Source organism: Streptomyces sp. NPDC093984 (assembly GCF_044764595.1).
Taxonomy (GTDB): Bacteria; Actinomycetota; Actinomycetes; order Streptomycetales; family Streptomycetaceae; genus Streptomyces; species Streptomyces cynarae.
The window spans coordinates 30,401-44,079 of the sequence record NZ_JBIWIM010000015.1; the positions used below are offsets into that span (position 1 = coordinate 30,401).

Consider the following 13,679-nt stretch of genomic DNA (forward strand, 5'->3'; position numbering starts at 1 on the left):
GTATCTCCCGTGACCGGTGGATGCCATGCTGACCCCCCAATCCGCCGAAGAGGAGGAGGACTTCGTCGTCATGGCTCAGACGCAGAGCACCGGAAAGGACAAAGGACCCGACCGCTCCCCGGCCGCCGGTCTCGTCGGCAGGGCCTTCGGCCGCCTCGGGCGCTGGGGCGGTCTGGTCTTCCTGCTCGCCGGCCTCGCCCTGAGCGGGTGGGGAGCGTACGAGGGCGCGTATCTGGCGGGTTGGGCGGGCACGCACGGCACCCTGACGGTGAAGCAGTGCGAGGTGAGCTACCCGAACAACGCCTCGCGGAGCAGCCACAAGAACCGCCGCCCCGTCCGCTGCGAGGGAACGTTCGTCTCCGACGACGGCAAGAGCAAGGACTCGGTCGCGGCGGTGCAGGTCAGGCACCGGTACACGCAGGGCACCGGGCTGTCGGTGCAGCAGACGGACGCGCCGACGACGGCCACATCGGGGAACGGCGACTACGTCCAGGGCGGATTGGACCGCGCCTGGCGCTTCTTCGGGGCTTTCTTCGGCGGCTGGGTCCTCACCGGCCTCGGCGTCTTCTGCCTGGCCACGGGTTACGCGCCGTTCGGCCCGAGCCGGGTCTCGTACGACGAGGCATGGGATGCGGCGGGGCGGGGAGTGACGCGTACGGTCCTGATCGGGATGATCGGCGTGGGCATCGTGGGAGCCGGGGTGTCCTTCCTGGTCAGCTACTTCGTCTGACCGGTCCCGGCGCGGCGCTGACTGACCTCGGCGGGTACTCGTAGCGATCTTCGGCGGCCTGGCCTATGGGTCTGGGACCACAACACCAGTTCGCCGGGCAGCAAAGCGAAAGGCGGAGGTTTCGGCGCCCGCGTACTCGGAGGCTCACGACCCGAGATCGGCGACTGTGTCCAGGTCACGTGCGCTCAGGGCGAGCCGCTTCCTACCGTAGTCGACTGCAACTCCGCAGAGGCGGAGTACAAGTTGGGCGAGATGCTCCACGGCGAGGGCGCGCGGGCCGGAGTACGACTACCGCTTTCAGTACCGCAACGGCCACAAGCTCAGCTACACGCTGTGCTTCACCAAGGTCTCACCCTTCGAGTCGCCCCGACTTCCGGCCGTCGCCCGCGGCAGTCGGTTCGCCGGTGTGCGCCGTTGACGGTCGCGCATGTCGAAGCAACCGTCAGGAGCTGCAACGGATTTGTGACAGCGACGCCTGAAGTCGCCCGCGGGTGATTCCGTAAACTTTGCCAGCGGCAAGCGGCATCGATCCGCTGTACGGCCCCATTGCCAGGGAAACCAACACGGCCAGCACCAATCCGGACTCCGATGGCGCGCCTCTGCCGCACAGTCCCGCCGAACCCGCTGCTCGCCACAACGAGGACGACAAGGCCTTCATCCGAAGGATGGTCGAATTCGCCAATGAGAGCAGGGAGAACCGTGAGCTGTACTGGCGCAAGGATGGTCAGCGCAAGAGCCTGGACGACAGGATCGACGGCCGAGAGCTTCCACAGCTCAAGCGGGACCCGGATTACCCGGACGACGAGGACAGGTTCATCGCGGCCAGCGATGTCCCGCCTCCGGTCCAGCCTGACTACATGCCCGCGGACACTCATCCGCCCATCGACCTGGGCCGCGACGAGGGCCGCATCACGCCCGAGAATCTTGCCGATCTCGACGCGGAGACCAACGACCGCGAGTGGACGCTCCAGGCCGACCGCATCTCCGAGGCCGCCAAGCTGAAGGCGAAGGAGGACCATGGCGAGGACTCGGAGGAATACAAGGAAGCCAAGCGCGTTTATTCGGATACGCATTCCGCGGTACGCGATATCGGTGAGAGCCACGGCGAGCACGCAGCGCTGTACCACGCGATGGCCACCCAGCACCCCGAATACGTCCTGGTAGACGTACCGCGAACCGGTAATGGCGACCAGACCGGTCTCGAACCCGTCGAACCTCCGCATTCCGGTGGCGCTGCCTACCTCCTGGGACACTGGCTCACCGAACCCGTGGTCCTGGAGGGCCACACGGGTCGCATCCTGCTCGCCTCAGCCGCCGGACCGGAACTCCTCGGCAGCAGCCTGCCCCAGTTCATGACGCTCGTCGGCCTGTACCGCATGCTCATCCTGAGCGACTTCCCCTCCCGGAGCGGCGAAGGACGGGATGCCCGCCGCAGTGTGAAAGCCTGGGCGGCAGAGGTCGATCCCGAAGCCACAGCCTCGTTCAGTTGGCAGGGAGCACTCGACGGACATCTGGACGACCTCTGATCGGTCTGACGCAGGAAGTCGGCTTCCCAGCCGTAGCCGACTTCCATCGGCTCGACATGAAGAAGTTCCATCGACGGCCAACGCGCTCCGCGACAACCGCGGCTGCGAGGAGAGCGCGTACAGCAGGAAGCGGTGACGCACCCGCCGTGGCTCGCCGGCCCGCGGCGCGTTCCGCGCGGGTCGGGTCTGCGACGGTACCTCGTCAAACGGCGCACCAGCTTCGCCGCCTCTTCCCCCCTCAGAGCACCCTTCACGCAGCTCGCTCCGGCTCCGACGGGCCCCTCCTGATCTCCCTGGTAGCTTGCTTCTTCTGCCAGTTGAGCCCATGGGGGAATTATGAGCCAGCCGCCGTTCCAACCACCGCCGCAGTCACCGCAGCCACCGCAGAACCCCTCCAACCCGTACGCCCAGTCCGCCCCGCCGGCGCACCAGCCGCCGGGATTCGGACCGCCGAGTGCCCCTGAGCAACCCCCGATGCAGCCCGGGCCGCCGCCGGTTCCGGGTCAGCCTGCGATGCAGGCCGGGTTGCCACCCATTGCTGGCCAGGCTCCGGTGTACGGGGGACCATCGCCCGTTCCTGGCCAGGCTCAGGTATACGGGGGACCATCGCCCGTCCCAGGCCAGGCTCAGGTATACGGGGGACCATCGCCCGTCCCAGGCCGGCCGCCGGTGCAACCGCCCTATCCGGCGCAGCCCGGACCGCCTTTCCAGGCACCCCCCTTCGGTCAGCAACCGCAGGCAAGCGGTAACCCGGTCGGCGCGGTCCTCCTCGGATTCTTCGTCTCGGTCGTCGTCTCGCTGCTCTACAGCGGTCTCATCCTGGCCACGTACAAGGATCAGTCGACGACCACGGCGAACACCCTCTACCTGGCGCACGCGCTGCTCAACGGCGCGGTTGTCGGCTCCCTGGTCGGCCTGGTGGCTCACCGGAGCAACGGCGCCCGGATCGGTGGGGCAGTCATCGCCGCGCTCGGCGCCTTCTTCGGCTACGCCAACGCCCTCCCGCTGATCTTCGCCTGGGAGCGGTCGCCCATGGCCCTCAGGGACCTGTTGGAGGCCGAGCCCTTCTGGCCGGCCAAGGCCTGGTGGACCAGCGAAGCCCACGGTGGAGTCGACTGGTTCTCCCCGCTCGGCCTCGTGGTCGCCGCGGTCGCCGCCTGGGGTCTCGCCTACGCCGTCGGCAACAAGCGCCGTCAGACGTGACTCGGCGTCGGGTACCGGCCCGGGCCGCAGTCCAAGGCCCGGTTCGGTGGCCCGGTTCGGTGGCCCCGTTCGGCGGCCCCGTTCGGCGGCACGGTTCGGTGGCCCCGCTCGGCGGCCCGGTTCGGTGGCTCGATTCGGTTGCCCGGATCCTGCCCGAGTCCCGGGCCCATCGGGGCACGGAGAGGTTCCCTAAACTCCAGCTCATGTCGATCCCGGGCGAACTCTCCCCCTCCCCCACCGCCACTGTCGTGCCCACCGGCCGGCGAGCCGCGCGGCGGATGATCCCCCTCAGCATCGTGCTCGCGGCGATCAGTGCCCTCGTCCTGTTCGGGGGCATAGCGGTGACGGCCGGGATCGGGGGTGGCGGCCCGAACCCCAAGGGCATCGGGGGGATCGTCATCGGGCTGTTGATGGGCTTCATCAGCGTCATGAGTCCGATCACGACCTGGTCGGCTCGGCGCTCCGGCGTGAGCGTCGACCACAGGGGACTGTGGGTCAGCAACGGCAAGGCGCAGAACGTCATCCCCTGGCGGAGCCTCGCCGGAGTCGGGTTGCACTGGAGCAGGCTGGGCAAGCGCGGCGTGAAGGTGTACTCCATCGAGCTGTGCCCCAACGCCCCCATCGACCGTGACGACCCGGTCCTGTGGCCCTTGGTCCGCGACGAGGAGCCGCTGCACCCCACCCTCCCGCGGCTGCGCTACCGCCTCCCTGTCCCCCCGAGTTCCCGGGTGGCAGTCGTCACGGCGATTCAGCAGCAGGTTCCCCACCTGTGGTTCGGTGAGACCGAGCGTGGGGCCGGCTACATGGGCGTTCCCGACCGCAAGGGGCACCGGGAGCGTGCGGGCGGATCCTCGCGCTGACAGGGCGGCCGTACGCGGCTGCCTCGGTGAGGCAGGTGCAGCGGGTCAGCCGAAGTCGTTCGTGCCGGGCGTGGGGCGGGTGCCGATGGTCTCGTCGTATGTCGGCATGTTGGTGCCGTACGAGGTGCGCGGGTCCAGTGGTCCGTCGCCGGACGGGCGGCCGCCCGGGTCGAAGCCCGGGGCGGCGCCCGGGTGCCGGACGGGGTGCTGCTCGCCCCCGCTCGGGCGCAGCACCGCGGGCATCACACCCGGGGTGGCCTGCGCCGCGGTGTCCGTGCCCATCTTCTCGAAGTCCTGGGAGACCCGCTGGTCGTTCCACTCATGGCCGTCTGCCGAGGACCTGAGATTGTCCCCGCCGGCCTGGATACGGGCGTGCAGACCGTCGAGCGCGGGCTTCCAGCTGGTGGCGATCTCCGCCAGGGCGGGTCCGATCGACCAGCCGGTGAGTGAGGTGCCCGCGGTGCCGGTCTCCTTGACCGCCTTGTCGGCGGGTTCCTTCATGGTCCGGGCTATGCCGTCGCAGGCTCCGGCGGAGGCGCGAAGTTCAGCCGGGTCGACGTCGGTGCGCTGGGACACGTGCGGTTCCTCTCAGTTCCTCTTGGCCGTTCAGAACTGCTGCTGCTTCACGCCGGGCGGGAGCATGCAAGGGGTGCGTACGGCGAAGGAGAGTTCCTGTGGCTCCGTCTTGCCGGAACCGACGGTGTCGGCCGTGACCATATAGGAGTTCTTCTTGTTGCGGGCTCTGAACACCGCCGACGCATAAGCGTTTTTGAACTCCCGGTATGAGGTGACCTCGTACCCTTGCTGAGAGAGTTCCCGGCGGAGTGTCCGCACGACGCGTGTGTGCTCCGTCACAGGGGCCGGGGAGTTGACGTAGTAGAAGAGGCTGTACCGGCCGTCCTCGGCGACCTCGTCGTTCTCCCCGACGCACGCCTCGAAGTGCACCTTGGCCGTCGAGGGGGTGAGCTCGACACCGGTGAGCCGGGCCATGTACTCCGTGTAGTCCTTGGCCCATTTCAGCGCGGCGTCCTTTTCCATGCGGGGCAGCGGGGCGTTCCGATCGTCACTCTGGGACATACAGCCTCCAGTCAGGAGCAGGGCTGCGGAGACAGCAAGTACCGTGCGGAGAAGGGAGTTAAAGGCCGGGTACGATTTGAGCCTCCGGTGGCAGGTCCTCCTTCGGAACCTCCGTGGGCTGCTTCCCCGCGATGACTGCTCCCTGGTTGGCGAGGGAGTCGCTGCCCTTGTTCCAATAACCGCTGTGGCCGTGCGTGTCGACTTCGAAATTGTTGCCACCGAATTCTCTCCACATCGGGTCGGGGCCAAGGGTGAGATTGGCGGCGTGCTTGATTACGGCGTCGTCATCCGCCCCGCCGATCCATACGTGCTCCGGGTCCATCTGCAGATCATTCGCCTTGTCCACGGTCATCCCCGGACTGCCGACCACCACTACGTCGTCAGCTCCCAGACCGGAGCCCCCCGCCGCAGCGGCACCGACAACTGTCGAGCCATAGCTGTGTCCGAGGACGGTGGTGTGACTCGGCGACCCGTCGTGGGAGGCGTGCATGCCCGCCACGAACTGGCGCAGGTCCGGAGCGGCGTCCTCGGCCCGTCCGGTCCCGCCGACGCTGTTGAAATCGGTCAGGGAAGCCTCGGGGGCGTCGTAGCCGAGCCAGGTGACCATCGCCACGCTCTGGCCGTTGGACTGCTGCGTCGCCGCCGACTGCAGCCTGTCGATGCGTTGGAGTTGTCCGGGCACGGCGTCCATGTTCGTGTTGGTGCCCGGCACCAGGATTCCGGTGTGCGCGGCGGTGTCCGGGTTGCCCATGGCGATGATGGCCCGTCCGTCGTCCTTGGAGTCGTAGCCGAGGAGATACAGCTCCTTGCCCTTGGGCGCGCCGTCCGCGGCGTCGAGCTGCTCGTTGAGCACCAGCATGTTGTTCAGGCGCCTGTTGACCGTCTCCAGGCTGTCGCCCGGGAAGCCTTCGGCGTAGTTGCCCTCCTGGGCCAGATTGATCTCCTGGGCGAGGGCCGTGCGATTGGCGTCGTCGCGTACATCGGTCGGCAGACCATCGGTCGCGCCGATCTCCTTCGGATAGAGAGTGGTGTAGGCCTGACGCTCCTCGGGACTGAGCGCCTTCCACCACTCGGCGGCGGCCTTCGGGTCGTCGTCGGGGATCTGCGGAGGCTGGACGCCCACCGCCTTCATCGCGTTCTTGACGTCCTGGGCGGATTCGGCTGCCGCGTCCTGGCTGAGCGGGTCGGTGAGGATGTCACCGTTCAGCTCCGCAAGGGCCTTCGCGCCGTCATTGCTCGCCTTGTGCGCGGCGGTCAGGGCCTCTTCGATGGCCGCGCGGTGCTCTCCCATCAGGGCACTGCGGTCCGCGACGATCTCCCGGGCGTCGGGGTCCTGGCGCGGCAGGCCGGTGGTCGTCGGATCGCTGACCCAGCCGTCGCCGTCGACCTCGAAGTGGTCCTCCTCCGCACGCCGCACCGCGTTGCGGAGGTCCGTCTGGGCCTGCTCCATCCAGAACTTCGTGGTGTCCAGGACCTCGGCGATGGCCATGGCCTCCGTCTCGACCACACCGATCCGCGATTCGACGTCCTCCAGGTAGAAGAGGGCCGCGTCGGCGTCGTCGCCCTTCCAGGACTGGTGCAGTGGTCCGGTGACCTGCCGACGGTGGCGGTCGGTGAGGGAGTCCATGGTCGTCGACAGATTGCGCCAGACCTTGGCAGCGGCTTCCAGGTCGGAGAAGTCCTGCTTCATCAGCCGCGAGAAGTCAGAAGCCACGTCGGCTCCCGGTCGGCCGGCCCGAGTGCCCTTCAGGGCATGGCACGTCCACCCACGTGGACATAAGGCAACCCCCGTTGCTACTGCTCACTCATGAGTTCGAGGCGCACAGCCTAGCCGACGACTTCGTCACCGGAGCAATCCCCAACTAGGCCCGGCCATGTGCCATTTCGACCGATGTAAGCCGAAGCGCCGTACCGTGCCGCGGTATCCGAACGACTTCTTGCTCGGATACCGCCGCCGTGCCCGAACGACTTCCTGCTCGGACACTGCCGCCGTGCCCGAACGGCTTCGTGTTCGGGCACAGTCACTCCGAACCTCAGCGCCGCTCCGACCGCCCTCCCCGGTCGGAGCCGTGCACCGGAGCATCCCGCTCGGCACGCTCGCGGTCCAGTTCCGCCTGCTGCCGCGCCTCTCACTCGCCGAACCGGGCCTTGGACTCCTGGCGTTCCGCGTACGTCTGGTCGTCGGCCGCCCGGCGCATCTCGTGGAGCCGCTGGTAGACGGCCTCGGTGTGGCGCGGATCCTGGAAGGCGTCCTTGACGTCGACGCGTCCGCTGAGCACCGCACTCGCCATGTCGCGCAGGGCCGGGTCGAGCGATGCCGCGTTGGCGATGGTCCGCAGGGAGCGGCGCAGCCGCAGAGCCTGTTCGGGGTCCTGGGCGATGCCCATGAGTTCCTCGTCCTGGATCTCCCGGTCGGCGGTCACGGGTCGGGCACGTCCTTCCTGACGGGCATGAGGGCGGTGAGGGCGCGGAGTGCGGTGAGGGCGGCAAAAGGCAACGTCGGCGTCATCCGAACTCGCTTCGGGCCCAGTCGTCCGTGCTCTCCGAAGTGTTCGAGGAGCTGGAGCGCGCCGCGGAGGCGGTGACTACGGGCCTGCTGGACGCCTGCGTGGTGCCCGAGGGGCCGGAAGCCTCCGTGGGGGCGGTGGCCTCAGCCCCGCCGGACGCCTGCGTCGTATGGGCACCGTGTCCGGCCAGCGCGTCGACACCCCGCTGTACGCGGTCCCCGACCGTCCCACTGACCTTCTCCGTCGCGCTGCCCACGGCGTTGTCGACGTGCCCGGACACGTCGGTGTAGTCGGCGAAGGTCGACCCCTCGCCCCCGGTGACCTCGTTCTTGAGGCCGTCAACGTACTCGCCGGCCGCCGTCTTCGCGACGCCCGCCGTCTCCCCGAGGTCGATGCCGGACCGTGCGTCGAAGTAGGTCTCGATGCTCTGCTGGCCGATGTTCTGCGCCATTCCGATGGCGGCCTCTTTGGCCTTCTCCTTGGCGGCGTCGACCACCTTCTCCTGGACGAACTGCTTGGCCTGCTCCTTGATCTGCTGCTTGGCGTACTGCTTGACCTTCTCCTTGGTGATCTTCTCGAGCTGCTCCTTGGCGATCTTCTTGAGAGCGTCCATGGAGGCGTGCTCCATGGCCTTGGTGATCGCCTCCATGACCTCCCTCTTGAGCTTGTCGAGCAGCTCACGGACGATCACGCGCGTGGCCTGCGTCGCGCCCAGCCCGCCGATCTCGGACAGTCCGAAGGTGAAGGGGGCCGACGCCTGCGCGGCGATGATCTCCAAGGCGAGGGCGACGAGCTGCGCGATCACGGACAGCTTTGCGGTGAGGACCGCCACCGCGGCCGCGTCGAAGGCGAGGGCGATCACTTCGCACGCGGTCTTCGCGTCGGGGATGTACCTGTCCTCGCCGTTCGCGCCGGTGTAGGCACCCCAGGACTTGCTGAAGCCGTCGACGGCCGTGCCGACGTTGGCGGCGACGACGGTGCGGGCGAAGCCTTCGCCCTGCGTCTCGATGTCTCCGAGCACCTTGCCGAAACTCCGCCAGGCCTCGGCGACCTCGTGCAGTGCTTCTTCGTCGGCCTCGGGCCAGCTGTAGCCGAGGAGGTCGAGCACCCAGACGAGCTCGCTGGGCAGTGTGAGCGACATGCCAATAGCCCCGTATTTTTTAGATGCGGCCGGAAATTCCGTTCAGCAGGTCGCTGTTCGACGCGTCCGATCCGTCGTAGTCACGTGCCATGTCCTGCAGGTTGTGGCCGATCTGCTGGAGCCGTTTCGCAAGGCTGTCCATCGATGTGAGGATTCCGTCGCGAATCGGCGTGTAGACCTGGCCGAAAAGCTCCCCGAAGTCCGCGTCCTCCCACGGCTCTCCCAACCCTTCGAGGGTGTCCTGAAGCCCTTTGGAGGCTTTCGAGAAATCACCCCCGAGGTCGACGAAGTTCTGCCCCTGCTTCCGGAGCACGGCCGTGTCAACGTCAAAGGTGTCGAACTCCATCGCTCTCCCCCGGACTCCCCGTTGCAACTGTTCGTATTGCACGACAGGCCGATACCTTAGACTCCTCGCGCACGACCCAGCCAGCCCGTCAGTCAAGAGATCGTCAAGTCGCCCGGGGGGAACCGACAGTGCTGACAGCACAGCCGCGTTACAGCAGTACAGGGAGCCTGTGGGCGGGAAGACTCCTCGGGTTGGGACTGCTCGTCGTGGCCGTGGTCGTCGCCGCGTTGACCATTCCGGAGCTCCGCAGCGAACTCGCGGGCGAGGGCACCGACGGGACCCTCACCGTTTCTTCATGCGAAGCGCACACGAAGACCCACTACGGCACGCACAGGCGTACTACGGAACTCAAGTTCAGTTGCACCGGAACCTGGACAGCAGAACACGGTGGGGCGACCTACCAGGACGTGGTGGTGCAGACTTCGTCGCGTTTCGAGACCGGGGCGAAAATCCCCGTTGTACAAGTGGACGACACCTTCGAGCAGCCGCAGAACCGGGACCCCGGAAAAGACGCCGCGATTCTCGCGTTCTGCCTCTCCTTGCTGGCATTCGGCAGCTACTGCCTCCTCACCGGCTTCGGCACACGCAACGGCCCCGGTTTCACGGCCTCCTGGCAGAGCCTGCCGGCCGCGACCGTGACCGGCCCCGTCCTGGGCGGCGTCTTCGCCCTGGGCGTCCTGGCAGCGCTCGTATGCTCACTCGCCCTGTGACGCCCGCATCCCATCCTGAGGAACCCCCAATGACCCAAGTACACGGGAACGCCGCGTCGAATGCCGCCGTATCCGGAGACCGGATGCGCCTCGGCCGCCTCATCGGTGCGGGCCTGATCCTCGTGGGCCTCGTCCTGCTGGCCCTCGGCGCCTTCCTCGGCCCCTACACCTACGCCACGTCCACACCGGGCAAGCTCACCGTCGAGACCTGCACCGTCGACTACAAGTACCGGGGCACGTCGGGCACGTCGAGCAGTTCACGCAAGAAGACCAGGACCAGGTGGTGCTACGGCACCTTCACCGCCGACGACGGCAGCGTCAAGGACCTCAACGCCGAACTCAAGAGCGACGCCCTGTACCAGCGCGGCCACGTCCTCGAGGCCCGCAAGACCGGCGACACCTCCTACGAACTGGACCACGGTTGGGTCGGCGCCATCGCCGTCGGCTGCGCATGGTGGTTCGGCGCCCTGATCCCCCTCGCCGCCGGCCTCCTCGGCACCGTCACCGGCTTCTCCTCCGGGCAGACGGCGAGCCAGGCCCTGTTGCGCACCACCGTCGTACTGGTCGCGGTGGGCGTTGTCGGGTTCGCCGTCAGCCTGCTGGTGACGTTCTTCACGTGACGGAGGCCCCCCGGCGGGCGTCTGTCGTCCACCCAACCTTCTGAGGCGGTCCCCCGCGCATGCGGGGATGGCCCCTTCTTCTCCGCCGGCCATGCCGACGGTGTTCACCAGCGGGGCAAGCCGGGTTGTACTGCTTGATCAATTGTGCATAGTTTTCCGCCTCATGACCATCACACGGAGAACGATCCTCAAGGGGCTGGCCACCGCCCCGTTCGTCGCAGCGGCCGGCAGCCTGACGGCCCCCACCGTCGCCGAAGCGGCCACCATCGACGCGGGACAGTTCAGCCTCAGCAGCCGATCCTCCAACACTTACGGCGAGTTCGCCGATCTGACCGCCGGTCTGGCGACCAAGCTGCCCAAGGTGGACGCGACGGCCGTCATCGCCGACACCAACCGCAACGCCACCCACCTCACGAGCGCCCCCAGCACCGTCGAGGCGTTCGCGACCGGGTTCGCCTGGGACAGCGCCGACCAGGCGGTGGACTACTGGATCCCGCAAGGCGTCACGACCAGCGCCGACGCCTACGGCAACGGGGTCTACCCGGCAGGCGGCACCAACAGGGTCGTCCTCGTCTCCTGGTACTTCGAGACAGACCCCGATGACGACGGCGTCGACGAGTACGCGCTCGACAAGGGCCTGCGGCTGACGTTCGTCGACTACACCACCGCCGGCACACCGACGTACCGGCACGTCCTTCTGGTCGAGCCGGTCATGACCGGCACCGGGGAGTACTCCTTCAACCCCATCCGCAAGCACGCCGGCGGCATCATGTGGTACGGCAACCTGCTCTATGTCGTCGACACCTACAAGGGGTTGAGGGTGTTCGACCTGAACACCCTCTTCAAGGTCGCCACCACTCAAACGGAGGTGTGCGGACTGCACACCGACGGGTCCTACTACGGCTACGGATACCAGTACGTCCTGCCGCAGAGCCACGCCTACGACAACGCGGGGAAGTACCTGCGCTACACCACGATCGGACTCGACCGGGCCAGCAGCCCCGACAGCCTGGTGGTGAGCGAGTACTCCCTGTCCGGAACCGTCGACTACACGGACGGCACCTTCAACGGCACGGGTCCCGGTACGACCACGCCCAAGGTGGTCCGCTGGAACCTCGACTACACCAACCGGCAGATCGCCTCTCTCACCGCGTCCGAAGCCGTCACCGTCGCCCAGCAGAAGATTCAGGGAGTGGTGTCGCGCAACAGCAAGCACTACCTCTCGACGAGCGCCGGTCCGTCCACGAAGGGTTCGCTGCGCACCTTCAGCTCCGGCGACTCGACCGCGACCACCGTCTGTGACCTGGCCATCGGCTGCGAGGATCTCAGCTACCACAGCAGTGGCGCGTCCGGCTGGGCCTACAGCGAGTCCGTCATCTGGAACCTCAGCGAGTACGTCGGCAAGCGGTACGTCTACGCGGTCCACGCAGACGGTTCGTAGCCGCGTTGGGGGGGCGGCCGAAGCAATCGCGGCGGTCGCCTCTGGACAGGGAGCAGGCGGGTTCCGCCGAGCGGAGCCCGCGATCAGCTGCTGGATCTCGATCGGCCTCTGCAGCCTGCCGCCTGCCGGCGGCTGCAGAAGTCGACAGGGCACGCTCACACCGACCACTGCCGGCGCGGCTGCTGCCTGCCCAGATCGGCGGCGGCCTCCGAGTCGCGGTCCAGCTCCACTTGCCGCCGCGCGATGGGGGCCGTCCTCCGACTGCGTCCCGCGCCGGCCGTCCCCCAACAGCCTCCCCGCGCCCGGTGATGTGCTCCGTCCCGGCGCGGGTACGTGGCCCGGCCGCGGAGAGGTTCAGGGAGATGTCGCTGACACCTCCAGTTACAACTGGCCCACGCCGACGAGCTCCGCGCCGACGCGACCGGAGGCTGGGGGCCAGCCCCGGCATGAACTTGGAGCAGGCTGGCATCGCCTACCTGAACACCGACGGCACGGGCTGGGACTTGGAGGCCGTCGGCACGTCCGACGAGATAACGTCGTGCACATGACCGGTCGGCACACCCCCAGCAGCGACGCTCGCCGGGACCTGGACCTGGACCTGGACCTGGACCGCGACGGCGACCGGGCAACCGAGCCGAACCCCGGCCGCCGCCGATCCGTGACGCCGGTACTACGGGTCGTACTGTGGTTGGCGGCACTGGCCGCCGCCGCGTGCACCGTGGTCGTGGCCTACGGGTTCATCAGGCTCGACCATGACATCGACCATCCCCAGGACGGCTTCTCCGGCTGGCAGTGCGCGAGCCAGTCGGGCACCTGTGACCCCTGACCCAACCCCGTGGATGGGACCGGGAGGCGGTGCGGGGCGAACGGCCCGGCGCTCAGTCGTACAGCCGCCCCGAGCGAGTACCGGTTGTGCTCGGGCTCCGGCTTCGGCTAACTCGACGGCTTTACGCCCGCCTTTGGCGCCAGTTCGGTCGACGGAACACCGCTCGGCGGAGTCCACCCGCGGGCGCGGCTGCTCCGTGACAACGAGTGGATCGCAATGGGTGGGAGCCCCGCACCTGCCCCAGAACGCTTCACAGCTGCCAGCCACGGCTATGATGTCGAGCTGCTGTCCCCTTCTTGCCCGTCCCCCGCTCCCCCTGCCGCTCAGCCTGCTCCCGGTCGATCTCCTTCTGGTACTCGTCCAATTGCCGCTGGCCCTCGGCTTCTGCAGCGCGGCGTTCTTCAGCACTCATCTGCTCATACGCACGCTTTCCCAGCGTGGCCCTCTCGTGCAGCGCCTCCCGGTAGGCTCCCGTCCGCATCGCTTGGCGCAACCCAACCCTGCCGGCCAGTACTTCGCGGGCCATCTCCCGCAAGGTTTCGTCTCCGCTACCCGCGAGCTTCTGCAGCGACTTGCGCAACGCCCGGGCCCGAGCCGGATCCTTGGCGATGTCGAGGAATTCCTCGTCTCCGACCTCGCGTTCATCCATGCACACTGCTCCTCACGTGCGGGTTCCTGGACAGCGCTAGAGT

15 protein-coding genes are annotated in these 13,679 nt (G+C 67.9%); 8 read left to right on the forward strand and 7 right to left on the reverse strand.

Going from position 1 to position 13,679, the window contains the following annotated elements:
* Positions 1-25: 25 nt before the first annotated feature.
* The 4 genes from ACIRC0_RS34185 to ACIRC0_RS34200 all read left to right on the forward strand — a co-directional run bounded on the left by ACIRC0_RS34185 (position 26) and on the right by ACIRC0_RS34200 (position 4,319).
* Positions 26-730, forward strand: a complete 705-nt coding sequence (locus tag ACIRC0_RS34185; protein WP_403624246.1) for a hypothetical protein — start codon at positions 26-28, stop codon at positions 728-730.
* Positions 731-1,236: 506 nt separating this feature from the next.
* A complete protein-coding gene (locus ACIRC0_RS34190) occupies positions 1,237-2,256 on the forward strand; it encodes a hypothetical protein (protein WP_403624249.1) in 1,020 nt (339 codons plus the stop codon).
* Positions 2,257-2,925: 669 nt separating this feature from the next.
* Positions 2,926-3,459, forward strand: a complete 534-nt coding sequence (locus ACIRC0_RS34195) for a hypothetical protein (protein WP_403624252.1) — start codon at positions 2,926-2,928, stop codon at positions 3,457-3,459.
* Positions 3,460-3,662: 203 nt separating this feature from the next.
* Positions 3,663-4,319, forward strand: a complete 657-nt coding sequence (locus tag ACIRC0_RS34200) for a hypothetical protein (protein WP_403624255.1) — start codon at positions 3,663-3,665, stop codon at positions 4,317-4,319.
* A gap of 45 nt (positions 4,320-4,364) precedes the next feature.
* Here ACIRC0_RS34200 and ACIRC0_RS34205 read toward each other — a convergent pair whose 3' ends face one another.
* From ACIRC0_RS34205 to ACIRC0_RS34230, 6 genes are all read right to left on the reverse strand, one after another.
* Positions 4,365-4,895 carry a hypothetical protein gene (locus tag ACIRC0_RS34205; RefSeq protein ID WP_403624258.1) on the reverse strand — a complete coding sequence of 177 codons (531 nt, stop codon included), beginning with the start codon at positions 4,893-4,895 and terminating at the stop codon, positions 4,365-4,367.
* Positions 4,896-4,925: 30 nt separating this feature from the next.
* Positions 4,926-5,396 (reverse strand): hypothetical protein, encoded by a 471-nt coding sequence (locus ACIRC0_RS34210; RefSeq protein WP_403624261.1) that lies wholly within the window; start codon positions 5,394-5,396, stop codon positions 4,926-4,928.
* A 58-nt stretch (positions 5,397-5,454) separates the two neighbouring features.
* Positions 5,455-7,110, reverse strand: a complete 1,656-nt coding sequence (locus tag ACIRC0_RS34215) for an alpha/beta hydrolase (protein WP_403624264.1) — start codon at positions 7,108-7,110, stop codon at positions 5,455-5,457.
* A gap of 415 nt (positions 7,111-7,525) precedes the next feature.
* The gene (locus ACIRC0_RS34220) at positions 7,526-7,819 is read right to left on the reverse strand and encodes a hypothetical protein (protein ID WP_403624267.1); all 294 of its coding nucleotides are present in this window, start codon (positions 7,817-7,819) and stop codon (positions 7,526-7,528) included.
* A gap of 82 nt (positions 7,820-7,901) precedes the next feature.
* Positions 7,902-9,044, reverse strand: a complete 1,143-nt coding sequence (locus tag ACIRC0_RS34225; protein ID WP_403624270.1) for a PE-PGRS family protein — start codon at positions 9,042-9,044, stop codon at positions 7,902-7,904.
* A gap of 19 nt (positions 9,045-9,063) precedes the next feature.
* Positions 9,064-9,390 (reverse strand): WXG100 family type VII secretion target, encoded by a 327-nt coding sequence (locus tag ACIRC0_RS34230; protein WP_403624273.1) that lies wholly within the window; start codon positions 9,388-9,390, stop codon positions 9,064-9,066.
* A 206-nt stretch (positions 9,391-9,596) separates the two neighbouring features.
* Between ACIRC0_RS34230 and ACIRC0_RS34235 the strand changes: the two genes are divergently transcribed.
* From ACIRC0_RS34235 to ACIRC0_RS34250, 4 genes are all read left to right on the forward strand, one after another.
* Positions 9,597-10,100, forward strand: coding sequence for a hypothetical protein (locus ACIRC0_RS34235; protein ID WP_403624276.1), 504 nt, complete (start codon positions 9,597-9,599; stop codon positions 10,098-10,100).
* A gap of 29 nt (positions 10,101-10,129) precedes the next feature.
* Complete coding sequence (locus tag ACIRC0_RS34240) at positions 10,130-10,720, forward strand: hypothetical protein (protein ID WP_403624279.1); 591 nt, start codon at positions 10,130-10,132, stop codon at positions 10,718-10,720.
* A gap of 163 nt (positions 10,721-10,883) precedes the next feature.
* Positions 10,884-12,161, forward strand: a complete 1,278-nt coding sequence (locus ACIRC0_RS34245) for a hypothetical protein (RefSeq protein WP_403624282.1) — start codon at positions 10,884-10,886, stop codon at positions 12,159-12,161.
* A gap of 544 nt (positions 12,162-12,705) precedes the next feature.
* Entirely contained in the window at positions 12,706-12,987 is a 282-nt protein-coding gene (locus ACIRC0_RS34250; protein ID WP_403624285.1) for a hypothetical protein, read from the forward strand.
* A 250-nt stretch (positions 12,988-13,237) separates the two neighbouring features.
* On the opposite strand, the gene ACIRC0_RS34255 is transcribed toward ACIRC0_RS34250, so the two are convergent.
* Positions 13,238-13,636, reverse strand: a complete 399-nt coding sequence (locus tag ACIRC0_RS34255) for a hypothetical protein (protein WP_366029582.1) — start codon at positions 13,634-13,636, stop codon at positions 13,238-13,240.
* Between the last annotated feature and the right edge of the window lie 43 nt (positions 13,637-13,679).